Genomic DNA, 26,928 nt, shown 5'->3' on the forward strand with positions numbered 1-26,928 from the left:
AAAAATTGCTTTTTTTTAAAATTTATTGCTCATAAAAAAGCAATCTCTTTGAACATTTGTCTTTTTATATTTAATTTCTTTCTAATTATTTATCACAATACATAGAATCTATGACTCTAGATAACAATCATTATTGTATATTTAAGCGTAGTGAAATTTATTTTTTTGTTTCTTAAAACAGCTGAATTGAAATTAAATTAAGTACATAAATTACAATTTAATCTAAATTTTATATTCATTTCGTAATTGTATATTTAACAATTGTATTTAATAAAAATATATCTATTAATTACATTAAATTTATAGCAAGTATAATAATTAAAATATTATAATATATTTTGTATGTGTATTGGCTAGAATTTGTCTATAATCATAGTATTTTTACTGACGAAACTATTATTAAAGCATTAAAGAAAATCATTTACTTTATAAAAGTAATTAAAGATTACTGACCGATCTAATATAAACGTGTGAACAGTTTTATGAAAAATAAAATCAATGCTTGATGTCTAGTTAATAAATTGAAGAATTTAATACAAATTAAAATATTTTAATAAATGTTTTGTATAACACTTTAATAATAAATCTAGCTTAATGACTAATTTTTAAAATATATCTTTTATAAGATACACTAATTTCTCAATAAATAAATTATTGATTTATTTATTATCTTTTATAGACTATAAATCTAAAAAAACCTTATAAATAATTAAATTCTTAAATAACGCATATAAAATCACAATATAAGAAAAATTCTTTTCTTGAATAAAATTCGAATAAAATTATCGCAATATATAAAATTTTCTTATTTTTGTAACCTTTAATTAGCAAAAATCACCATATAATGGTGCAGTTTGTCTAATATATTAAAATTAATAGATAATTGAGTAATAATTTTTTTATAAGAATTACTGTTTTAATAGACAGTATATTTCCACTAATAAACAATGTTAAATTATACAACTATTGTGTTCATAAAAAAATACATCTTGTAAAATACAAGTTACTTATATATATTTTAAATATCAATCAAAGAATTGATGATTTCTGGATAATAAAATTACGCTGTATTTCAAAATATATATAAAAATAAATAATTTAGTTATTAATTAATTAAAAATTACATGATATAAAAAAAATAAACCATCAAAAGAACATCTCCTTATCCTTCTCATATTTTCATCAGATTGTCTAAATACATGATTAAATACCCAAAAGAGTATCTGTATGTTCATCACGATTAATTTAATTAAACTAAAAGCGAATTAATTATGATCAATGATACAAAATATCATAATCTATGAAATTATTAAATAAGTTATTAAGTTTATAATTACTTATATAATATGATATAAAATATATTAAGTTATAGTTATAAAATTATAACTTAATTTATAAAATCCTAGACTTAAAAGGAGTGGTAATGATTTCAGTTTACACTATATCCCTAACAATAAAGCGTACTTTACAATAAAATTTATGGGTAACAATGTTATTTATGAAAAAAATAATACTATTTACAAAATTTATTCTGCATTGGTATCAACAATCCGGAAGAAAAACACTACCTTGGCAAATAGAAAAACCCCATATAAGGTTTGGTTATCAGAAATTATGTTACAACAAACGCAGGTTAAGACTGTTGTTCCCTATTTCCAACGTTTTATAAGTAGATTTCCTACGGTTCGTGAGCTTGCAGAAGCTTCGCTCGATGAGGTTTTATATTTATGGACAGGTTTGGGTTATTACGTTCGAGCACATAATTTACATAAAACAGCAAAATTTATTTATGAACAACATGAAGGTAAATTTCCAGAAGACTTTGATACCCTCTTTTCTCTACCTGGTATTGGTCTTTCTACAGCAGGCGCAATATTATCGTTAGCATTTGATAAACACTACCCTATTCTTGACGGCAATGTCAAGCGAGTTCTCGCTCGATATTACGCCATAGCTGGCTGGCCAGGAAAAAAAGAAATACAACAACGTCTATGGTGGCATAGCAAACAAGTTACCCCAAAAAAAAAGTTGCGCAATTCAATCAGGCTATGATGGATTTAGGTGCAACCTTATGCACACGCTCTAACCCAAAATGTGAACAATGCCCACTAAGCATAGGTTGTCAGGCTTATAGTAATCATAATTGGATAGACTATCCAGGTAAAAAACCAAAAAAGACCTTACCAGAAAAAACCGCTTTATTTTTACTGTTACAAGATACAAATAACCATATATGGCTCGAACAACGTCCACTAAGAAGTATTTGGGGAGGATTATTTTCTTTTCCCCAATTTTATGAATTTAAGGAACTATTATGCTGGTTTGACGAACATGATTTACCTATAAATGAACATTTTAAAAAAATGGTACCATTTCGACATAAATTTAGTCATTTTCAGTTAAATATTGTACCAATATGGTATAAATTTTTTAATAATCAAAGGTGTATACATAAAAAGAATGGACTTTGGTATAACCTAAATCAACCACCTAAAGTAGGATTAGCAGCGCCAGTAAAAGGATTACTAACTCAACTAACTATATCTAAAAAAAATAACTTATTAGAAATAATAAACTAGGAATACTAATGAGTAGAGTAATTTATTGTATGTTTCTAAAACGTCAAGCAGAAGGGCAACACTTTCAAGTTTACCCTGGGAAAATAGGTAAATTGATTTACGATCATATTTCTAATGATGCCTGGGAACAATGGAAAATAAAACAAACAATGATTATAAATCAAAAAAAACTCAGCATGATAAATATTCTTGATCGTAAAACGCTAGAACAAGAAATGATCAAATTTCTATTTCAAGATAAAAAACTATATACATATGAAGATGAGCCACACGAGACATAATAACGTCTTTGACACTCGTTATTCTAAAATCTTCTATATCTAATATAATTAATTCAGATGAAGAAAAACTTACTCTTACTCATCATTTTTCCATTATTAACGTCTTGCTCTGCTAATAATTACAATAAAAAACATCAACATCATATCAAAGATATTGATGGTTTTAATATTTTTGTAGGGCAATTTGCTAATAATATTGAAACAATGTGGGGAATAAAGAAAGTGCTAATTGCTAAACCTAGAGACTATATAAAATATACCGATCATTATCAAACTCGAATCCATATTAATTTTGATCTTGGCGTTATTAATATTGAAACTATAAATACTGAAAATCCTATTGCACGCTTGCGTCAAGCGATTATTAGTACAATATTAATGAGCAAAAATACAGGGATTATGACACTATATGCAGATGCAAGTGACATTCCTATAAGCAATGAACCTTTTCTTTATGGTCAGGTAGTAGATCAGGATAATCATCCCATCCGATTTGTGTCGCAAGCAGCTAATTTTGCTAATCATTTACTACAGACCCGCCTAGAAATCTGCATAACTAATCCACAAAAAATTTGGTCCGTAACTATAAAACTAATTCCAAACCACGTGGATAAACGTGCTAACGAATACTTATCTATGGTAAAAAAATCCTCAAGAAAGTATGGCATAGATCAATCCCTTATCTTAGCAATTATCCAGGCAGAATCAAGTTTCAATCCTTATGCTGTGAGTCAAACAGAGGCTTTAGGTCTCATGCAAATCATGAAACAAAGTGCTGGTCGAGATGTTTTTAAAATGAAAGGACAATGGGGAGAACCAAGCCGAAGTTACTTATTGGATCCACAAAACAATATAGATACAGGTACTGCTTATTTAGCTATACTTCAAAACACTTATCTTAGTGGTATTACAAATCCAAAATCACGACATTATGCTGTGATAACTGCTTATAATAGTGGCGCTGGAAGCGTATTACGAGTCTTTTCACACGATCAAACTGAAGCATTGCAGATTATCAACGGCATGCTACCAGATCAGGTTTATCAAACACTCACCACACACCATCCCTCGTCAGAATCTCGACGATATCTTTATAAAGTTCATGCTCTACAAAAACATTACCGACGCTGATTTTATCACACAAACATACATATTTTTAATAAAAAATTTTATATAAATTACATGAGTTGCAAAAGAATTAAGTGCTATCTAAATACGTATATACTATTGAAAATAAAAATTAGACTATTTTATTTACTATTTTGGTTATATGTTTCATAAACAATTTGTTTGTTTATTGAATAAAATTAGAAAATATACTTATTTTACCCACTCAAAATCGTTAATAAAACTTATTATATATTATTATTTTTAATGTTTAATAAATTAACTTGATAAAAATTTTGATATTCAAAATATTACAATTTAATTATTAATAATAGTAATAAACATCAATTAATTCTTATTAGATGATGACAACATTTTTCAGCATTGTTAATAATATTTGCAGATTATACATTTTTTTTGAATTATCTTTATTAATTTAGAGTTAGTTAAGCTTCTTAACATTTATTAAAATATAAAAGTTAACATAGTTATATTTAATTTAAAGAAGATATGATCATAGTTATCACCATTCTTATATCAGCCAATAACATCTTGGAGAGATAAAATCTAATATAGTAATATGATTTACTTTAGATTATAAATTATAACTATCAAATTTTGACGATAAGCAGGCTAATTATAAATTTACACACATAAAAGAGTAAATCTTTTTAAAAAAAGAATAAATAAAATATGTTAATTATAAAATATATAAAGCATATGTATATATAATTGAAAACAATATAAGAAGTAACGTTTTCTATTTTAATATCACTAAAAAATTATAAAAGAATTAGCTTACAACTGTTTTAGGAACCTTAGATGTTTATAGTTCATTAATAAAAAATTTCTAATCTCTCTTCCCAAGAAATATAGCACCGCTCAAATAAAATCTTTTAAGAAACATAGTATTACAGTTTAACATATCAACAGGAATATTGAGTTAAGAAACAACTTAAAGATATTTTGTAATTAACAGTTAATTTACACTTATATAAAAATTTTTATATATTTATTTGTTATAAATATAAGTGAATTTTAATGTACTATTATTGCAATAACTGCTAAATTAATAAATTTTATCTAATTTATTAAAACTAAAATCATTCTTTGTTGCATAGTAAAGAATTTTAAAAAAGAACATATATCAGTTTTCGTCATATTGTATTTTTATCTAAAATTTAATTTTTATATATAAAATAAAATCATAAAACTTATATAAAATAAGTTACCAATTTAATTTAATAGTATTAACCACGAAATATTAATAATATCTATTCTTCATTCGAATCCTGCATTAATTCGTAAAAATTCATTTTCTTTTCAATAAAACGAACATTAGAAAACAAAGCTTCGATTGCTTGTTGTTCAAGCGCTAAATTGCGAATATTATTCATTAACTCTTTATTTTTATAGTAATACTCTATAACTTTTTTCGGATGTTCATAATCCTCAGCAATTTCTTCAATTAGGTTAATAATCAAAGTTTCATCTATTTTTATTTGATACTTTTGAACTATTTCACTTAAAAGAAAACAAACTTTAACGCGACGCAGTGCCTTTTTCTCAAATAAATCACGTGATAATTTAATAGGATGTTTTTTATTACTAGAATAACGATTTTCTGCTTGAGAGCGCAAAATATCTATTTCAGAGTTAACTAGTGCTAGTGGTACAGGAAATTCATTAGTAGTTAATAAGGCGTTAATTACTTGCTTCTTCATATAGTTTTTTAAAGCATTTTTTAGTTCGCGCTCCATATGTTTACGTATTTTAGATCGAAGATCTACAAAAGAACCACTGACAATGCCAAAACGTTTAATTAAAGCTTCATTCCATTCAGAGAAGACTTTTTGTTCAACTTTTTTCAAAGTAACAGAAAAATGAATACTTTCTTTATTAAAATTTTGTAATTGAGAAACTTTTGGTAAAGTCATGGTAACATCGAAAGTATCACCTACATTATGACCAATGATATTTTTTTCAAAATCATCCAGCATACGATTTTGACCAAACACAAGAACTAAATCTGTAGATTGAGACCCCTTTAATTTTGTTTCGTTAATCTTACTCTTAATATCAATAGTAACACGATTTTCTATGCCAGCAGGACCAGTTATTTCTTTCCATATGAATTGTTGTTTTTTTAGCGTATCTAACATAGTCTCAATATCAAGGTCTTTCAATTTTACAATAGGTTTTTTTATTTCGATAGCATCTAATCCCTTCAATGTGATTTCTGGATACACTTCAAACTCTACCGAATAACTAAAATCTTTACCCGTCTTATATTCACTAGGAATATATTTTGTATCACCTATAGGGTTAATTTTCCAACGATTAATAGATTTAAGAAAGTTACTCTTCATCAACTCTTCAAGGACTTCTTTACGAACAGAAACCTCATGTCGCTTTACGACAAGATATAAAGGAGCTTTTCCTACACGAAATCCGTTAATCCGGATTGTTTTGGCGATATTGAGAAGTTTACTACTCACAGCTTCTTCGAGTATATTGGAAGCAATGGTAATGTTCACGCGGCGTTTTAGCCCTTCCATGCTCTCAAGAGAAACTTGCATCTTATTACCTCGATAAATCACAATGTGTAATAACACCAGCAGCCGCTTTAAAAAAAACCTACGTGTCTAAGTATAATAACGTAAAATTGCTTTCCATATCTGGGTATATATACAATATTAAAAATCATTTTCTATATGTAGTTCTAATTTTTCTCGCTTTTTTTAAAAAAAACAATATATATCCTTAACAGAGGAATAGTTCTCATCAGTCGAGAACAGTACTAAGAATTACGCTCTATATATCAAAAAAAACAACCTAATAAAATGCAAATCTAATCGATTGTCTCTGCTGCTTCTAACTGATTCATATTTATCTTCTGAAGTATAGAAATATTCTTATCTGTTTTGAACAAAAAATTATCTCCTAAACTTTTTATTATACAAACCATACTTTAATCATGAATTAAGAAACATTTAGACAACATAAAGCTATTAAATTTAAAATAGACAATATAGGTTTTTGAATCTTTAGAAAAAACCTTGTTGCTTTCTTAAGCAGTTACTATTCTGATAGACAGAGACTTATTTCAATATTTATTTTTCAGATGAAAAATGTCAGAAATTTTATTATGTTTTTAGTGAAAAAAAACAACATTTTATTGTATAATTTTAAAAAAAATAATTTACTCTATTTTTATTAGACAATTAGCAATAAATTTTCAAAACTATACTCCTAACTATATCCCTATATTTCTATATAATAAATAAAAATTTAAACAATTTCTTATCACTAAGAATATAATTATTTTAGTCAACTTGATAACCAACAATGCTTGTTATCATTGTTTAAATTTTAATAATTTATTCAAAAAAAATTTTAAATTTAACGAACTTTTCTATCAAATATCTAAAATATTTATTATTTTTTAATTTTAGAATCTCGAACGATATAAAAAATTCCACTTATTAACAAATTAGATATCTGTGTGTTAGCACACCCCCTAAAATATCTAGCACAAAACACTAATACAATAATAAAAAAATTAAAATTACATAAGATAAAATATTGTTTGTTGAAAAACCAACAATAATTCTCTCTAATTATGAGAAAATCAACTTAAACTAATTACATGGTTAAATAAAGATTAAATTACGATGTAAAATTCTATTTATTTAAGTGTTATTAAACTGAATAAATTAAATCTTTGCATTTTTTCAAAAAAAACTATTATATGTATTACTTTACTTTTTTTTGTTATTATAAAAAACATAAATCGAAAAGAAGGGATTTCATAGCAAGAATTGTTGATTATATAACACTTTTAAGTTTATTCTTTTTTTTGTTACAAACAAGATCACATTTAGTACAATTATACCATAGAAAATCAGATAAAATCTTTATTATAGTGAAATAAATAACAATAAAATTGTTTAAAATTATTCACAATAGACAAATTTTATTAAAAATAGAATTATTTCTCCTATTATAATCTAACTATTAAGGTTAAGAAACACTTCACTTAAGCTTTTTTACTCTTGTCTTTCTTACTCTGATAGAGATAAATCGCTTGCAAAATTGGACTAAGCAATGATTTTTCAACATCTTGAGGAAAATGTACATCAACTGGCAAGTACCACCAGTTAGCTCGAGAAAATGCTTGACACTTGACTGCATCTTTTTCTGTCATTATTAGATCTTCCTCCGGCTTAACTAAAACATCAATCATATGCTGTCGATATACTTGATGATCAGAAAATGCTACTTCTCTTAATGGCGTAACACCACCTAAATGCAAGGTATGAAAGAATCGTGTTGGATGAGCAATTCCAGCAATCGCTACTATTGACGAGAAACTACTAAGAGAACGTCGTTCACCACTGAGTAGATTTACAACCGTTTCACCCACAAGATGCATGGATACTTCTCCAGGATAAACATCTCCGCCATTAACAATGATAGCTTGCACTGTTTTTAAACGAGTAGCTCTTTCACGTAGAGGGCCAGCGGGTAACCACCAACCGTTATAAAAACGATGCTTTCCATCAATAACCACCCATTCAATATCTCGACCAAGAGCATAATGCTGTAATCCGTCATCACTGACCACTACATCAAGCGACTGCGTGCGCAATAACGCCGCTACCGCCTCGATACGTCGTGGTGCAACTGCAATAGGTAAACCAGTCCGTTGCCAGAGAAGAAGAGGTTCATCTCCGCACTCTTTGCTAGTTGTAGTAGAATCTAATAAAATAGGATAATAATTTGCTCGTCCACCGTAACCACGTGAAACAATTCCAACTCGCCAACCTTGTTTTTGAAGTTGAACTACTAACCACAGAACTAACGGAGTCTTGCCATTACCACCTAAAGTTAAATTGCCTATCACTACAATAGGAATGGGAAAACGATATACTTTGCGCCATCCACAACGATAACTAAAACGAATACAAGCTGTAATTAATCCATATAAGCAAGAGAACGGCAATAGTAACCAATATAGAAAAAAAGACTTAGACCAAATAAAATTTAAAATTAACTGAATTGTAGTTGATAAAGCCGTGCGTAAACACCTTGGCAAGATATTAACTCCTGATGACTACCTCGCTCAACGATTTTTCCCTCCACAACCACAAGGATTTGATCAGCTTTTTCGATAGTAGATAAGCGATGAGCAATAATCAGAGAAGTCCTGTTTTCTTGAAGAGCATCTAGCGCTTTTTGAATCTCTCGCTCAGATTCACTATCTAATGCTGAAGTAGCCTCATCTAGAATAAGAATTGGACAATCTCGTAATAGAGCTCGAGCAATAGCGATTCGCTGACGTTGACCCGCGGATAACAAAACTCCATTTTCACCAATAAAGGTATCTAAACCCTGATCTAGTTTATTAATAAAATCCATAGCATACGCCATACTAGCTGCTTTTTCGATCTGGTCTCGAGAATAAATTGTTTTACGCGCATAGGCTATATTGTTAGCGACAGTGTCATTAAATAAATGAAGATTTTGAGATACTACCCCAACTTGATTTCTGAGTGAAGAAAGTTTATAAGATCTTAAATCAGCACCATCAAGCAGGATATGTCCATGCTGAATATCATAAAACCGTGTTAATAGATTTGCAATCGTGGATTTTCCTGATCCGGAGCGACCCACTAAAGCTACAGTATGCCCTGCAGGGATATTTAGATTAATATTATAAAGTGAAGGTGTTTTTTTACCTGGATAGTAAAAAGTAACGTCCTTGAATAAGATATGGCCTTTAACTCGTTTAACTTCCACTACTCCCTCATCTTTCTCAGTTTCCATATCAAGAATGGAAAATAGAGTTTGACAAGCAGCCATACCTCGCTGAAATTGAGCATTTACATTAGTTAAAGATTTTAGTGGGCGCATTAAAGCAATCATTGATGAAAATACTACGGTAATTGTCCCAGCAGTTAATGTTTCCATAACTAACGGAAAGCTAGCAGCATACAAGATAAAGCCCAATGCAAGCGACGCAATAAATTGAATTAACGGATCAGAAACCGATGAGGTAGCAACCATTTTTACCCCTTGTTGCCGAATACGATTGCTCACGCTATTAAAACGCTCATTTTCTACTTTTTGCCCACCGAAAATTAATACTTCTTTATGTCCTTTAAGCATCTGCTCAGCACTAGTGGTAACCTGACCCATTGTATTCTGTATTTTTTTACTAATCTGACGAAAACGTTTTGATACCTGACGGATAGCAAGTGAAACAATAGGAGTTATTACTACTAAAATTAGGGATAATTGCCAGCTATAATAAAACATCATTGCAAATAACCCAAGGATTAATGCACCTTCTCGAATAACACTAATTAAAGCACTAGAGGAGGATGAAGCTACCTGTTCAGAATCGTAGGTAATACGTGACAGTAAAGTACCAGTAGATTGTTGATCAAAAAATGATACCGGCATATCCATCATATGATTGAAGAGTCTACGACGCATATTCATTACTACTTTACCGGAAACCCAGGAAACACAATAATTAGAGATAAATCCACTAATGCCACGCAATACCATTAAACTAGTTATAATGAGTGGCATCCAAACAAGAATATTACTTTTAGCTTTTCCAAAGCCATCATCTAATAACGGTTTTATCAATGATAACATCAAAGTATCGCTAGCAGCGTTAATTATCAAGAAAATTGCTGCAACGATCAGACCGGGTTTAAAAGGTGACACCATTGGCCAAAGACGGTGGAAATTTTTCCAGGTGGGGAGAACTTTATCGTTTAACATTCATTTACCACTGATAAGGCTAAATGGCGTTCTATCTACCTATTTAGCATGATATACTTCAAACCACTGAGAACCCTTTATGATAAAAAAAGCACTTCCTGATAGGAAGTTAATTGCAAAGATAAGAAGTGTTCAATATGATAGTGATGTAGCTTGATTAATTTTAAACCTATCAAATTTTATGCAACGTTAGGAACAACTTAATTTTATTTACTACCTTATCATTAAAATACATTTTCAACAATTTACGTATCATAGTTACCTAGACTGCGATAGTCTTTAAGATAAAATTCTAAATTAAACAATAGTTAAAGCATCATTAATGAAAATGAAGAAAACATAGTTGATCTTCTAATTCAACATTCCTATATAACTATGATTTTAAAGAAATAAATTATATTTGTAATATTTATCTAAATCAATTTTATAAAAACAAGGATCTTTTAATATTGTTTTAGGAGTTTTTATAAACTTCGTTACAGTATTGTTAACGATTAATCTATATTATATTAATAAATAATTAGAAAAATAATTATAAATTGATATAACAATTTTACCTATTTTGGGTAAGATTACATTTCACATGTATACATCGTGAATAATAAGATTTAATTTTTTTTCAATGAATTTTCATAAAAACACAATAGCGCAGTTGATATTAAGTAAAACATTTTGAACAAACTGCATTACAGTAAAAAAACAATGCATAAGTGTTGTTTATATAAACTTATCTTTAATAATTCTAGAACCAGTTATAAAAACGCTTACCTTATCTAAACTATTAGATCTTCAAGAATAATTTCAGATCCATTAAATCTAATTAGGCATTAAAATTAACGCTATTAGTGAACAAAGAGGGTGTGGAGAGAATAACAGTTAGATGTCTATCAGACTGAGCTATAATCACATTATATCCAATTTTTAATATAGGAAGGTAATCTGAATTTTATTACTAGATTTCTCCTGTACTTTAAATGAAATGATAACTGTTAGACATATTGATGTAATTATCTTAATTACTTAAGATAAAAAGAAACATGTGCATTAAAAAACTAGCTTATTTTCAGGAAGTAAGTAAGACGTAAATTTTTGTTATTAATGTAATAAAAGCATTAAAGATTTATTAAGGATTGCATAATCACTATTTCTACAAATGGTCGGCGAGAGAGGATTTGAACCTCCGACCAACTGGTCCCAAACCAGTTGCGCTACCAAGCTGCGCTACTCGCCGAACAACAATAGATTTATTGCTAATTAGGATTGATATATTTACATGAGCTTTATTCAAATAAATGTTATAAAAACTTATAGTTTTTTGATAAAAATATTACCTTACATTTCTCAATATATTATACATAATATAATAAAAAATTAGATTTTTTAAGATATCATTTTATAAAATATAGTTGGGGTGATTGATGGGGCTCGAACCCACGACAACTGGAATCACAATCCAGGGCTCTACCGACTGAGCTACAATCACCATTGTTATTCACTTTATAATATATGATATGTAAAAACTAATATTCTGTGATTAAAAAATCTCATCATGCGCTCGACAGGATTTGAACCTGAGACCTCTGCCTTCGGAGAGCAGCGCTCTATCCAACTGAGCTACGAGCGCTAATGTGTCCTATGTACTTTACACAATACGAGTTTATATGCATGATGTCTAGTCTTTTTAAGAAAGTAATGTATTTGTTTTTGTTTACTATTTAGTAGTAATACTTTAAGAGAAGCTTTTCTCCGATTGATTGTATAAATTTTATCATATGATAAACAAAAACCTATAATGCAGGCAAATTATACTATAAATAGTTGATAAACTTATTTGTTATTAAAGCGATTGATATTTATTTCTTAAATTTTCGTTTAATAACGCATCTAAGCATATTAGAGAAGCTTTTCTCCATATTGCTTTTATTATAGATAGAAAACTAGTTTCATTAACTTATAATTTTAACACTGTTTTTAAGTGAAATACAACCTTCTATTCCTGTACAACCGAATAGACGGAATAACTATTAAAAATATTAAAGTATAAATTACCTAGCAACTTTACTTCTTTGACTTCAACACTAAACCCTGTACTACAAAATCATTTATTTTATATAATTTATGTCATGTTTAAATTAACTTTTTATATTTATATTTATATATTTTGCATTTTAATATTTTATATATATCTTGTATAAAAAATATATGATTCTTTAATTTAATTATTTTATTAAAGTACCCTTTTTTTTTAAAAAAATCATATTGAGAATAAATTATTTATTTTTTAAATAAATTATTTATTAATTGTAGCATCAAAAAAAATAAGGAAAAAAAAGAATAAACTTCAAAGTTTCTTTCAATAATATACACTCTATAATATCAGAAATTAGAGAATATTACTCTCTTTTTATTATTCTTTTTAAAAAGAGGTTTTCTCAATATATTGATATCTAAAAACTTATATGAACTATGTGCACAGACAGTAGATCCGATCTTTTCAAGACCTACACTTTTATTATCATTTTACCGCTAAGATCAAGGAAAGCTAAAAATTAGATAGAATTGTTACCACTAAATATGAATAGAATATTATTCCAATATTTTATACCTATACAGAATTAAAGGTTTATAATGTATTTTTTACGACTTGTTAGTAACAGAATCCATTACAACCTTAATAATTTCAATAAAATAAAATGAATTATCAAGGATAATAATAAACATTCAAAGATAAAACATATAATCTTTCACTATATATTATTATTATCTTTATTATTTAATAGACTATCTAAAAAAAACATTTTCTATTTTTTTAATAAAGTTAATATTCCTATCTATTCAAAAAATACAAAAACATTTCTCATTAATCCTAATTTTTTTGTTTATTATTATATGATTCCAAAAACTCGTCAAAAATTAAATAATCTTTTCGTTCTAGATCACGCTGCTTGTGCCAAGAATTCAAAGATTCTGTATCAAGTTTACTCTGATTTAACAACTCTAGAGATTCATCACACAACGTCCGGTGATAATGATTAGACAAAATTAACCCTAAATTCTCAAAACCATGCTCTTTTAATTGTTCTAAAAAACGACCAGAAAGTGTAAATGAAGGATTATCAAATCTATCTATGAGGTTATTTCCAACCTTCTTGTAGTTAGTATTTCCATTATTCTTATCGAGGATTTCTGCTAATCGCATAAGATCGATAAGTAATAATTTACCTAGAGTCTTCAATGATTCTTCTTTACCGCCAGAGTTAACGCGTAACATCAGTCCAGGTCTACGCCCTTCTAAAACAACTCGATCCCAATTACTCCGCATTAAAATTAATTCTTCTTTTCTTATTTCTGGCGATGTAGCCAAAGTACACCAAATGAGAAATAGGTCTAAAAACAATATCTGTTCTTCGTCTACCCCAACTGGAGAAAAAGGGTTGACATCAAGAGCACGGACTTCAACGTATTCAATACCACCGCGTATGAGCGCTTCACATAACGATTCATTATCTTTCATTGCGCGTTTTGGACGTATTGGTGCATAGAGTTCATTTTCGATTTGCAACACATTATTGTTTAATTGTAGGTAATGACCATCTTGTTTACCTACAAAACGATCGTATTTGATAGAGGGTGTGTTGAGGGCTTCCTTCAAACCACGGATATATTCTTCTAGATGATTAAAAGTAATGTTTAACTGACTTTGAGTCTGGTTAATATACCCTAAATCGCTCAAACGAAGCGAAGTTGCATAAGGTAAATAAACAAACTCTGATCCTTTTTTTTTAAAGGGTAGATCGATTGCTTTACCTATAAAAAACGATGTAGACATACCCGGTGAAGCACCAAAAAGATAAGGGATAATCCAACCAAACCGATAATAATTCCGGATTAATTGTAGATAACCAGCTGAGATAACCTCTTTACCACTTGTATCATCTCGAATATCTTTATAAGATTGCCAGAATTTAATAGGAAAAGAGAAGTTATAATGTACACCAGCTATAACTTGCATTAATTCGCTATAACGATTTTTTAATCCCTTACGATACAAAGTTTTCATCTTTCCTATATTAGAATTACCATATTGAGCAATTTTAATAAGTCGAGGGTTGTCAATACAACAAGGCATACTCATTGGCCAGAGGCGCTCATTACCCAGACGACGAGAAACATAACGATGGATATCACGTAGCGTGGTTAGCATAGAATCGATATTATTGTCAATCGGTGTAATAAACTCTAATAACGATTCGGCAAAATCAGTAGTAATCCATTTATGAGTTAATGACGAACCTAATATTTTAGGATGAGAGGTTTTTGCCAATCTCCCATTAACATTAATGCGTAAAGCTTCTCGCTCTACGCCTCGACAAATCCCATTAAGAGTTTGAGAATTAACTTTCAACCAAGCAAGCGCAACAGAGATATCTGGAATCATTGCGAACTCCCACAATTATATTGTGTGTAGTTTTAGGATAAAGAACGATTGATAAATATTTATTTTTAAAGAAAACTATTATAAATAAACTATTTTTTCGAGTTGTTCACTATAGCTAAAAATTCAAAATTAACCCATAAAAAATTATTTAATATTTCTTTTAAGAAAAAGAACAACCTTATCTTCTATAAAGTGTGCTTTTTTTTGAAAAAAGTATTTAGTAAATGTTGACTCAACTTAAAATTGTTAAAATAATTACAAGATACTTGATGCACAGGTTCCCCACTTACTCTTCATCATATTAGTAATAATTCTGTACTAATATTAATGAACTGTAATTTTTAAAATTATAAAAATGCTTTCTTATCATCAAAATTTTTTGATATCACTGTTTTTTATAAAAATCATTTTATATTAATAGTTTACAAATAAAATTTTATTAACAAAAGATTTAAATAAACATTTTTCTGATCTTCAAAAAAAATACATAAACCAAAGGAAAAAAAAAGGAGCTAAGATTTTATATATAAATAACTTCTCTAGGTAAAATCATAAATAATAAAAAATTTATACTGATAACTATATGTATCTTTGGAGAAAAAACCTTAATAGAAGCAAGGAGTCATCATGAAGTGAACATATGCATTAATTGGATTTTCTAGTAAAAATATTGTTAATGAACTTGTTATGAATATGACGAACCATAAACTAGAACAGAATCTAATGATACAACGAAAAAACTGATCTAGTGTTTTATATATCTGAATATACTATGTATATAATTTATAGTTCAACATTATTAAATACGATCTCTGGCGATTATTTTTAGCTCTATCACAACAAAACTATAAAGTTTAATGGTCTATCAAGACAAATAGGATGTCTTGCTAAAAATAGCATATTTAATAATGTCTCTTTGCTAATTACAAAACTGTTGATTAAATCAGGTCATCTAATAATAAAACTTCCAAGGGAAATACAACTTTAAAAATTAAAATATTACTAACTTTTATAATCTAGCAAGTTCTAAAATAATAGTTAAAAACTTTTTAATTGTTAATATAAATAATTTCACTTTAATATTAATATTACTAATTAGTTTTAAATATATTTATGAAAAAAATAATCAATTTTGTCTTAAATAAAACAGACATACACATAATTATGTGTTGATAAAGTTAGTCAGATATTAACATGTTAGGCGATCATACCTAATTAAAGTTAATAAAACACAAAACACTTTTATCTAAAAACTACTCTTAACAATTAAACGAAGTTTAAGATCAAGAAATTTACATCGATCAATCAACTCTCATCATGCTATGTTAAATAAAAACACTTTTTAATTTGGTCTAAACAAAAAAAAATTAAACAAATTCGTTTGATAATTTTATATGTCACATATACAACTATTAAATTTCTTAAAAACATTAATAATACAGAAAATTAATCATTTTTTTTCGAAGGTCTTGAAGATGTGTATGTACTTTTTTTAATCCGATTAAATATCTACCAAATATATCTGGCTTACTATCAAAAAAAAGAACATAAACAATTATTAATTGGTATATAAAAAATATTCACCTATTGTTAAGTTATAACCTGTATTATGTACACTATAATAATAAAAATTCTTAAGAAACTATTAAAAAAAATACGATAACATCCTGCTATAAGCCAGGCAACGCAAGGTAAACTGCATTAAAAAAGCAATTAAATACGAAAAAAAGATTAGCTTGTCGCATTCAATATCGTTGATTTATTTCTTAATAATAAAGTATATGCATTAAAAACTTAATATATTTATTTTATCCATACTATTATGACAAGTTAATTACTTAATCTTTAATCAGGAAAAAAATAAAATGCTAAGAAATTTTCTCTGAATAGATATATAAAAATAATTACAACCATAATCATAATAAAAATTATTCATGAAAAGAAAATAATTCTATATAAGAATCCCTAATAACACTTTAGAGATGAGATGTAGTAATCCTCCGCGCGGTAAATTTTATGTATATAAAACCTCTTAGAACTTAAAAAGTTTCACACTAATCAGTGTAATAATAATGATCTATTATTACCATAATCAGTCGACTTAATTAATATATCTGATATAAAAAATAGCGAGTTTAAAATTATAATGAAAAAAACACCACTCTTCAGCATACTGACGCTCCTCATAGGGCTAAGCCTAATGCCTTTTTCTGCATTACAGGCTGCATTACCCGCTGAAATGACTGGGCAGTCTATTCCTAGTCTAGCGCCAATGCTTACAAAAGTACTTCCAGCAGTAGTTAGCGTGCACGTTGAAGGCTCTCGACCTGTTAGACGTCTGGCTCTACCAAAAGAATTCAAATACTTTTTTTGGCCTGACGCTCCAGGAAATCACAATGATTCTCGCCCATTTGAAGGTTTAGGGTCAGGGGTTATTATTAATGCTAAAAAAGGTTATATAATCACTAATAATCACGTGGTTCACGGTGCAGATAAAATTAAAATACAACTAAATGACGGGCGTGAATTTCATGCTAAACTACTTGGACATGATGAAAAAACTGATCTAGCGTTATTACAATTACCTTCGCCAAAAAATCTAAGTGAAATAACCATCGCGGATTCCGATACTCTTAAAGTCGGTGATTTTGCAGTTGCGGTTGGAAACCCCTTTGGTCTTGGACAGACCGCTACATCTGGTATTATTTCAGCGCTTGGTCGCAGCGGCCTTAATCTAGAGGGTCTAGAAAACTTTATTCAAACGGATGCATCTATTAACCGAGGAAACTCTGGTGGGGCCCTTGTGAATCTTAACGGAGAGTTAATTGGTATTAATACCGCTATTTTAGCACCAGGAGGTGGTAATATAGGAATTGGTTTTGCTATTCCAAGTAATATTTTTAAAAATTTAAGCCAACAATTAATTGAATATGGAGAAGTTAAACGTGGTCAATTAGGTATAAAAGGTACTGAGCTAACTGCTGATCTTGCAAAAGCCTTTAATGTTGATGCTCAACGTGGTGCTTTTGTGAGTGAAGTTTTGTTAAATTCAGCTGCTTTTAAAGCGGGTATCAAAGCTGGTGATATAATTGTTGCAGTAGAAGGTAAACCTATTCAGAGTCTCGCTGAATTACGAGTCAAAGTCGGAACTACAATACCGGGTAAAACCGTCAAAGTTGGTCTTTTGCGCAATGGAAAAGCACACACGCTCTCAGTAATTCTAGATGACAGCGCATCTGTTACAAGCAGTGAAGAAATCCTCATCCCTGCGCTACAAGGCGCTTCCCTCAGCAATGGTCAACTAAAAAATGGTAAAAAGGGTGTTCAGGTAGAAGAGGTTGTAAAAGAGTCTTCTGCTTCCGCAATGGGTCTTCAAAAAGGTGATTTTATAATCAGTCTAAATCGCGAACGGATACAAAACGTCAAGCAACTACGAAAAGTATTAGAAACTAAACCTTCAGTCATGGTACTAAACATTATACGGGGAGAGGCAGATATTTACCTATTGTTGCGCTAAACATGAAAACAGGACATCAATATTAAAAGTGTCCTGTTAACGTTTTATTCGACTGTTCATGATTGTTGCGTTTTTTCTCTAAAATCTAAGACATTGTATTATAAAGATATTGCTTTATAAATTCTTAATATTAAAACTTTCTTATTTATCTTCGACTACTTAGTAATTTAATGAATAAGGTTATTAAAATTACGATAAATATCTTTATCGACGAATAAAAAATTCAACGAAATAATGATGAGTATTAGTCTATAAGACTATCTTTAAAAAAAAGAACTCCATTTGATATTTCTAATAAAATAATATGTACTTTAAAAAAACTTTTACTCTTAATTTAAGAATTAATCTATTTATATCATAGTCATGCAGAGTATCTCTCTTATTTTTATTAAGATTTTAAATCAACTGTATTTTTAACAATTAAATGCTAATATTTTTTTTTATAAAAATTACCCCTTCCAATCACCTTCTCTAATATCTTAACTATTGATATTTTTATTTACGTTAATAACGTTATTGATCCATCTTATCAAGATTTTTCTTCGATATCGCGAAGCAAAAATAAAACGATTTTATCTACTCATCAATTATGTCTTGACATGATTGAACATTTTTCAATAAAATAAATGTATAAGTTTAACTATATAGAATTAATTTCTCATATATTTAAAGCAATGTCAGGTTGTTTTAAAAATCAGTTTTTTAAAAAAGTTTAAATTCAACCTTAAATTTTAATAAACTAAGTTCACTTTTTCATTTTTACTAAAATGTAAATTACACCGATAATCTTATTATTTTTTAATAAATCTAAATAATTAAAGAAACAATTAAATAGAGATATAATGCTTGTTTTTACAAATTATATTTATATTTTTTTAATATAAAAATAATCAATTAGACCCTTCACTGTAGCAAACATCTCCACTTTAAAGATTAAAGTTTCTAAGAAATTTAAAATTTTTACATGCAGTTTTATGAAAACCAATATATTAAAAACGAGAATTATTAATTAAAAAAAATATATTTAGGAAACCATGTTTAAATCAAAGATAGTTTAAGCGATGTGTAAATCAAAAAAATATTAGAAATAATATAAATTTCTTTTTTTTATAAAAACAAACATGATTAGATCATCATTAAATGATGAGTGTTTTTGACATATAAAAAAGTACTAAAAACTGCCTAATAAATTACAAGCGCTTAATATATTTGCGCTAAAAAAGCGACCAACGTAGTTTAAATTCATGAGTAGGACGATATTTAAACTCACTCCTTACAAAACGTAATAACATTCCTTTAAAAAAAAACTAAAAACTGACTAGCAAGTAATGACTCATCTAAATTTAGAGTTCTACTTTTACGTAGTTTCTGCTCGCGGAATACTTGACGTAATTGTACTTCAATACGCTCAAAAAGATGATTAATCCGATTTTGAAGTCTATCTTCTTGTTCAAACATAAGCGCATGACCACCATAATTCGAGTAAGATCGGGATTACGCTCTGCAAAGGCAAGAAGTAATAAAAGTATTCGACGTAAGCGATGCTGGGTGTCTTTTTCATCTTGAAGAATAAGGTTAATTCTTGTAATTAAGCTTTCTTCAATAAACTCAATTAGAATATCAAACATCCTACTTTTATTAGGAAAATGACAGTAAAGAGCAGACTCAGAAACGCCGACATTTGCTGCTAATTTTGCGGTAGTAATTCGCTGACTACCATTGCTTGATTTAAGCATCTTCACTAATGCCTGCAAAATCTCCTCACAGCGGTTGCGTTTCGTCTTCTCTTTTTCTATCATATTAAATTAGTCCCTAACTCTCATCAGTATCAATGATAGTGAAATATAGGGTATCATCCTCATTACGTGGAGTAATTGTGTTAATTTATTTTAAGGAATTTAGTGAGTCTAAATCCTAACCAATTATTGTCTCCCGGAGTGCCCCAAACCCCCTATACCCCTTTCGCTGCTATCGAAAGATAACACTAAATTAAATGTTACTTGAACAATGGGTATAAAGGCTATTTGCGCTATTCTCTCTCCAGGTTGGATAGTGAATATATCTTGACTACGATTCCAAATTGGTACGATTAGAGGACCTTGGTAGTCAGAATCAATTAATCCAATTAAATTACCTAAAACAATACCATGCCTATAACCCAACCCAGAACGCGGTAAAATTATACCTGCTAAATTAACATCATCAATATGAATAGCTAACCCACTAGAAATTAAGGCTTGCCCCCCTCCCTTTAATACCACTGGCTTATCAATACAAGCACGTATATCAAGAGCAGCAGACCCGCTTGTACTATAAGCAGGAAGGGGAAAAAGATCGCCAATGCGAGTATCTAAAATCTTAACGTCGATTTTTTTCATCATAACGGTTAACAACCTCATCAATTAGTTGTTCAGCAAGCACTAATTTGTTGCTCATAGGTAATTGCAATTCCCCGTCTTCCCAAAATAGATGTAAGGAGTTATTCTCGTTATTAAATCCTTGATTAGAAAAGGAAACATTGTTTGCACAAATTAAATCTATATTTTTATTAATACGCTTTTGTCGTGCGTATGCTTCTATGTTTTCTGTTTCGGCAGCAAATCCGACAACATAAGGACGAGCTTCCGTTAATGCACCAACATCTGCTATAATGTCAGGATTTTTAATCAAAGTAATAATCAGCTTATCTCCTTGTTTTTTAATTTTTTTCGGTGAAGCAATACTAGGACGATAATCAGCAACTGCTGCACAACCAATAAAAATATGCTGCTCTGATATCATACGCATCACAGTAGCCTGCATTTCAAGAGCAGTATTTACATCTATACGAACAACACCAATAGGTGTCAATAAAACAACTGGACCTGAAATTAATGTAACTTTTGCACCCTTATTAGCAGCAGCACGAGCAATAGCAAACCCCATTTTCCCCGAGCTCTTATTGGTAAAAAAACGTACAGGATCTAATGATTCCTGCGTTGGACCTGCGGTTAACATGATATTTAAGTGACTAAGAGATTTTTGTTGAATAAAGTGTTGCTCTAAATTATCTAAAAGAGTTAGTGGGTCTGGCATCCGACCAAGACCAAAATCACCGCAGACCTGTTTTCCGCTATCTGGACCCCAGAAAAGCATACCCCTATTCAAAAGTGTAGTCAGATTAGCTTGTGTAGCTGCTGCCAAATACATTTGTTGATTCATAGATGGTGCTGCTACCACAGGAGCCGTTGTCGCTAAACACAGCGTGCTAAGTAGATCGTTAGCTAATCCCGCTGCTAATCGAGCTAATAGATCCGCAGTTGCCGGCGCTAATAACACAAGATCTGCCCACTTTGCTAATTTAATATGCATCATTGCGTTATTAGCAAATGGATCTAATATATTATCTATTACCGAATGATCCAAAACTGCTTCCAAGCTTAGAGGGGTAATAAACCTCTTTGCCACTTCCGTCATAACCACATGCACTCTAGCACCCTTTTCGCGTAAACGTCGAACGATTTCTGGAGCTTTATAGGCAGCTATGCCACCTCCCACTCCAAGTATAATCTGTTTACCGGAAAGTACTGTCATTGTTCATGCCTCAATGAAGATATGCAAATATTTTATTATAACCTGTCACTACAAGGTTATTTGTTTGTTTATATAGATACTGAGATAAATTTTTTCTATTTATACGAATAGTCTTAGTAGTAATTTTTTAATGCTGTTTTATGACAATTTAAAACTACTTTTTTTTACAACAAGATTACTTATGCAATACAACATATATAATATTTTGATATTAATCATATTAAAGATTGTATCAATACTTAAATTAATAAAATTTTTTATAAAAATTGTTTTATTACTTATGATGTTAATATGAATTAAAAGAGTCATGAATAATGTGAACTACTTAAACAAGAAATGACTAGATAGTTAAAAAAAAACAACTGAAATATTTTTTCTGTTAATTTTATTATTTAGTTGTAACTTATCTGAAATAAAAAAATCATCTAAATAAGATTCTTACAAAAATATCTATAATTTCTTAAAATAAAAAAACACATAAAAAAACAGTTTATAACTATTCTTACAATACCTAGATCTGACAAGATTAGATCTTTTTTATATTTAAACCAAAATAAACAACCTAGTTGCATCACCAGAATACCACAACAAAATAATTTATATTAAAAATATTTTTCCAAAAACAAACGACTTTTAAAAATTTTAGATAAAATAATAAATAAGACTTAATAAGATAGTAAAAAACTTCAACTAACACTATTCTTCGACAAGAAATTAAATGCACTCATTAACAACAAGAGCTTACTCTTTTTTTTATAAATAAAAATTAAATATTCTTTGAATCAAAATCATTTAAAGAACTTAAATAATTAAATAATTAAAATAGATATATTTATAAATTTAATACTATAATAAAATATATGTTATTTTTAATTAGAAAGTAACTTTCTTGTTCAATATCAATTCCTTCATCTAAATCACTATCTTGTTTTTAATAGATGATTATATTAACTAGTTTTATAAATTTCATCTTCGTCATAACTGACGCATCATTTTTCATGAATATCAGAATAATTTGTTAAAAACAACTTAAACAAATACATGACTGTTCTATCTGCTATTTTTTAAAAAAAATCACATGAAATAAGCAACCCGTGTCAGATTAAATAATATACTTATACTATCTAATTTCATTATATTAAAAATATTTCTAGTTGTATGCAATTTAACACTCAAGTTAACTTTAATATTTTTTGTGAATTCTTCTGTTTTTATAAAATATTTATCTTAGAGGATGATATGACCAGTAAAATAAAAAGGTTAATTGAAAAAATAAATATTATTCATTGTCTATATATAAATAATATAAAATTAAAATGAATCTTCACTGGTTTAATACTTAAATTTAGTAGTGGTTGGTTTCGCTTGAATAATTTTTTACTATTAGTCGAATATGACATCTTTGATGTGCAAGTTAATACGTATTTATGTAAAAAATGTATAATTAAAAAGATGTTAAAATATTCATGTCTTATATTTTTTATTGTTCTATATGGTAGAACTAAACTAGTAAAAGAGATCGTAAGAACAAAAATTTAAACTTAATTAATTAAATAAAAAAATTACTAACTTAGATATAAAAAGGTTTTTTCGTCTTTTCTAAAAAAACTACATACTTTATAAAACAAGATTTTAAAAAATATGAAGAAATACTATTTTCATAACCTACTTCAAAAAAATAAACATTTTTATTATGTTGTAATAGGAATCAAGTTCTACTGGTGGTAGATGCGACAAAAAAAAGACACAACAGACTTATTCCTGCATTCATTTTAAAATAATTTATAAAAATTAGAAAAACAAAACTGTTTCTCCCTAAAAATTTATCTATAAAAATTCAATAATAGAAAAAATATTGATGTGTTTTTATAAAAAATAAACTTGTAGAGTCTGTTTAATATTATTAACGATATTTTTTTGATTGACATTTTTATCTGACATCAATCTTTCCTTATTATAAAAAAATTCTTGATATTATAATTATAAAAGTAACTACCATGTACTCTAATAAAATATATTATTAAAAATTTAAACACTTCTTAACATTTATAATATATTAACACTTGTTAAATGATTTATACTGTTATTTAAGTTAACATTCAAAAAAAATAATCTAGTCAAAGACTATCTTTGTTTTTAACAATTGAACTTTTAATTTAAGATTAAAATGAATTATTTCATTACTCGAAAAAACTTTTAAAGAAATCTAGATTCATCATCTTTGTATAAGATGCAATTATATCACTATCATGTAATGAATAAAAATATATTTATAAAATATAATCACTATATTTAATAAAATATATATATTAATGTCAATATAACTAATAAAGTTTATATCTGATCTATTTTTGATAAAAAAACAAGAATTCTGCTAAGAATCTCTATCTAACAGATAGTGTAGTGATATATTTTCGTATCCACTCTATAGCAAACAAAATAAATGTTTTAAATAGATAAAAAACCATTAATATACTATGTATACAAGTAACGTTAAACTATTTTTTATTCTAATAAATTAAGATCACCCCAAAATAAGAGCATTGTTATCGTCTAATATTTAATCTAGACTCTACTGTCATAGAAATCTTTCAAAATAATAAACAGTATTAAATTATTTTGATTTTATTAGATAAAAACTAATAAAACTCTTATCTATTTAAGTGGAGCTGCAAGCAATTAAAAAATTGCAGATAATAAAAATTATCTAAAAACGGTTCGTCTTTTAATTATGGTTCTTTTATAAGTAATAATAAGATTAACCTAATTGAATAACACAGTTATAGACAATTATAATATAACAATGACATCAATAGGAATAAAATCATTAAATTTATATCTACATAATTTAGTTGATGGTAATAAACAATTACTTTGAAAGTATTGGCTTATATTTAAACAAAACTACTATGCGTTTAGAAAATTTTTTAATTATTATGCCACATCGTAACAAAATACAAATTTATTATAAATAATAATAAATGTAGATTTTTAATGTCAATTTTTCTATAAATTACTATACTTAAAAAAAATAATATCATTTTATTTATATAAAACGATCTAAATTTCAGGTTTAATTTTTTTTAGGTTTATGGGAGAGTAGACACTTGACACTTTTGGCGTCCAAATAATAGGCGTTTTGCCTTGATTTTCTAACAACATATTAGTCTTAGAAAAATGACGGCACCCAAAAAAACTATGATAAACAGATAAAGGTGAGGGGTGAGAAGCTTTAAGAACATAATGATGTTTTTGATTAATCATCATACTTTTTTTTTTGCATGATAACCCCAAAATAAAAAAACAATACCGGACTTTTTTTCGTTAATTACTTGAATTACCTTATCAGTAAAAACATCCCAACCTAAATTAGCATGAGAATGTGCTTTACCAGCTTGCACTGTTAATACAGAATTGAGCAACATAACACCCTGTTCTGCCCAACTTTGAAGACAACCATGATTCGGCAGAATAAAGCTAGGTATATCGCTTGATAGCTCTTTATAAATATTTCTTAGTGATAGAGGAATTGGTAATCCTGGTTTCACTGAAAAAGCAAGGCCGTGGGCTTGATTAAATCCATGATAAGGATCCTGCCCAAGAATTACCACTTTTACTTTATTTAATTCAGTAAAATAAAAAGCATTAAATATATCTTTAGCAGGAGGATAAATAGTTATTCCATTGGCTCGTTCTCTATCGAGAAGCATCATTATCTTTTTAAAATAAGGTAAACTTTTTTCTCCTGAAAGCACATCTCTCCAAGTGATCATGTTTTTTTTATTATTAATCTCTCTATAATAACAACAATTAAATTTTGGTTAAATATTTTCTCATATAAACCTAAACAACTTAACGCACAAAACTAGTAAAATTCAAAAAAAATCGCTACACGATCACATTAAAATACCATTTTTTACTCTTAGCCACATTATTTTGTTAAAAATTTATCATTACAATAACAATATTAAACATTTGATTATAATAACTGAATAAAATAAATTTATATATGTTATAATGGTATACAGACAAATTTTTATAACTTAATTTTAAGATCTAATTTCTTAACTTTACTTTTAATAAAAAATACACAACTTATCTATAAAACTATATATTAATAATAATTAACACTGTTTTTATTTTTTTTCTTTGAGTAGAAAGAAAGTTAGAGTAAGTTATTAAAGATTTCTTTACATGAAACTAAAGCAAAAAACTCTGTTAAAGCTAACTAAACTTGAAAATAAATACTTTTTTTTAGAACACGACGGTAATATTGTAATTCTTCAACAGTGCTCTTAATTAGAAAAAATTTAATCTTATTTATACATTTTTTATTTATACAAATATAGATAATTTATAGCGTGATACATTTAATAATTTTATGATTAGTATTACTAATTACGTAAATTTATCAATCTTAATTTTAATATTAATACCTTGTTTTCATTAAAAAAGTAATAATTTTTGTCGAATAAAAATGTAATAAACAAACCTTACAAAAGACATTTTTAGGTAAAAGGTTATTTATAATACCCATATAGCTATAATTGATAACATTATTATAAGTTAATTTTATAACTTTACATTAAAAATAACAGCTTTTCTGCTTTAATTAAACCGAATGCAATATTTATA

The 26,928-nt window shown here is 27.9% G+C and carries 9 protein-coding genes, 3 tRNA genes and 3 pseudogenes; 4 read left to right on the plus strand and 11 right to left on the minus strand.

Going from position 1 to position 26,928, the window contains the following annotated elements; genetic code table 11:
• Positions 1-1,498 precede the first annotated feature (1,498 nt).
• From mutY to mltC, 3 genes and pseudogenes are all read left to right on the plus strand, one after another.
• Positions 1,499-2,579: pseudogene (mutY, locus tag A35E_RS02600) on the plus strand (A/G-specific adenine glycosylase).
• 8 nt (positions 2,580-2,587) lie between these two features.
• Entirely contained in the window at positions 2,588-2,860 is a 273-nt protein-coding gene (locus A35E_RS02605; protein ID WP_014889136.1) for an oxidative damage protection protein, read from the plus strand.
• Positions 2,861-2,917: 57 nt separating this feature from the next.
• Entirely contained in the window at positions 2,918-3,991 is a 1,074-nt protein-coding gene (gene mltC, locus A35E_RS02610; RefSeq protein ID WP_014889137.1) for a membrane-bound lytic murein transglycosylase MltC, read from the plus strand.
• A gap of 1,250 nt (positions 3,992-5,241) precedes the next feature.
• On the opposite strand, the gene tig is transcribed toward mltC, so the two are convergent.
• From tig to gshA, 7 genes are all read right to left on the minus strand, one after another.
• Positions 5,242-6,582, minus strand: a complete 1,341-nt coding sequence (gene tig / locus A35E_RS02615; protein ID WP_230197094.1) for a trigger factor — start codon at positions 6,580-6,582, stop codon at positions 5,242-5,244.
• Between the two features lie 1,424 nt (positions 6,583-8,006).
• Positions 8,007-9,020 (minus strand): tetraacyldisaccharide 4'-kinase, encoded by a 1,014-nt coding sequence (gene lpxK, locus A35E_RS02620; protein WP_044105225.1) that lies wholly within the window; start codon positions 9,018-9,020, stop codon positions 8,007-8,009.
• Positions 9,020-10,765 carry a lipid A ABC transporter ATP-binding protein/permease MsbA gene (gene msbA, locus A35E_RS02625; protein WP_014889140.1) on the minus strand — a complete coding sequence of 582 codons (1,746 nt, stop codon included), beginning with the start codon at positions 10,763-10,765 and terminating at the stop codon, positions 9,020-9,022. The genes lpxK and msbA overlap by 1 nt, the downstream gene beginning before the upstream one ends.
• Before the next feature lie 1,154 nt (positions 10,766-11,919).
• Positions 11,920-11,996, minus strand: a tRNA-Pro gene (locus A35E_RS02630).
• A 176-nt stretch (positions 11,997-12,172) separates the two neighbouring features.
• Positions 12,173-12,248: transfer RNA gene (locus tag A35E_RS02635), tRNA-His, on the minus strand.
• Positions 12,249-12,315: 67 nt separating this feature from the next.
• Positions 12,316-12,389 (minus strand) — tRNA-Arg (locus A35E_RS02640).
• Positions 12,390-13,631: 1,242 nt separating this feature from the next.
• A complete protein-coding gene (gene gshA, locus A35E_RS02645; RefSeq protein ID WP_014889141.1) occupies positions 13,632-15,203 on the minus strand; it encodes a glutamate--cysteine ligase in 1,572 nt (523 codons plus the stop codon).
• A gap of 2,146 nt (positions 15,204-17,349) precedes the next feature.
• Between gshA and degQ the strand changes: the two genes are divergently transcribed.
• Positions 17,350-18,720 carry a serine endoprotease DegQ gene (gene degQ / locus A35E_RS02650; RefSeq protein ID WP_014889142.1) on the plus strand — a complete coding sequence of 457 codons (1,371 nt, stop codon included), beginning with the start codon at positions 17,350-17,352 and terminating at the stop codon, positions 18,718-18,720.
• 1,214 nt (positions 18,721-19,934) lie between these two features.
• Here degQ and slmA read toward each other — a convergent pair.
• The 4 genes and pseudogenes from slmA to ung form a co-directional block, all read right to left on the minus strand.
• Positions 19,935-20,519 (minus strand): annotated as a pseudogene (slmA, locus tag A35E_RS02655) (nucleoid occlusion factor SlmA).
• Positions 20,520-20,642: 123 nt separating this feature from the next.
• Complete coding sequence (gene dut, locus A35E_RS02660; protein WP_014889144.1) at positions 20,643-21,101, minus strand: dUTP diphosphatase; 459 nt, start codon at positions 21,099-21,101, stop codon at positions 20,643-20,645.
• The gene (coaBC, locus tag A35E_RS02665; RefSeq protein WP_014889145.1) at positions 21,079-22,293 is read right to left on the minus strand and encodes a bifunctional phosphopantothenoylcysteine decarboxylase/phosphopantothenate--cysteine ligase CoaBC; all 1,215 of its coding nucleotides are present in this window, start codon (positions 22,291-22,293) and stop codon (positions 21,079-21,081) included. The genes dut and coaBC overlap by 23 nt, the downstream gene beginning before the upstream one ends.
• A 3,060-nt stretch (positions 22,294-25,353) precedes the next feature.
• Positions 25,354-26,066 (minus strand): annotated as a pseudogene (gene ung / locus A35E_RS02670) (uracil-DNA glycosylase).
• Positions 26,067-26,928 lie beyond the last annotated feature (862 nt).

Origin of the sequence: secondary endosymbiont of Heteropsylla cubana (genome assembly GCF_000287355.1) — a bacterium.
GTDB lineage: Bacteria > Pseudomonadota > Gammaproteobacteria > Enterobacterales > Enterobacteriaceae.

Bases quoted from the DNA above. Each gene is read 5' to 3' on its own strand.
- msbA (WP_014889140.1), bottom strand. From the start codon at position 10,765: ATGTTAAACGATAAAGTTCTCCCCACCTGGAAAAATTTCCACCGTCTT.
- degQ (WP_014889142.1), top strand. From the start codon at position 17,350: ATGAAAAAAACACCACTCTTCAGCATACTGACGCTCCTCATAGGGCTA.
- mltC (WP_014889137.1), top strand. From the start codon at position 2,918: ATGAAGAAAAACTTACTCTTACTCATCATTTTTCCATTATTAACGTCT.
- dut (WP_014889144.1), bottom strand. From the start codon at position 21,101: ATGATGAAAAAAATCGACGTTAAGATTTTAGATACTCGCATTGGCGAT.
- coaBC (WP_014889145.1), bottom strand. From the start codon at position 22,293: ATGACAGTACTTTCCGGTAAACAGATTATACTTGGAGTGGGAGGTGGC.
- gshA (WP_014889141.1), bottom strand. From the start codon at position 15,203: ATGATTCCAGATATCTCTGTTGCGCTTGCTTGGTTGAAAGTTAATTCT.
- A35E_RS02605 (WP_014889136.1), top strand. From the start codon at position 2,588: ATGAGTAGAGTAATTTATTGTATGTTTCTAAAACGTCAAGCAGAAGGG.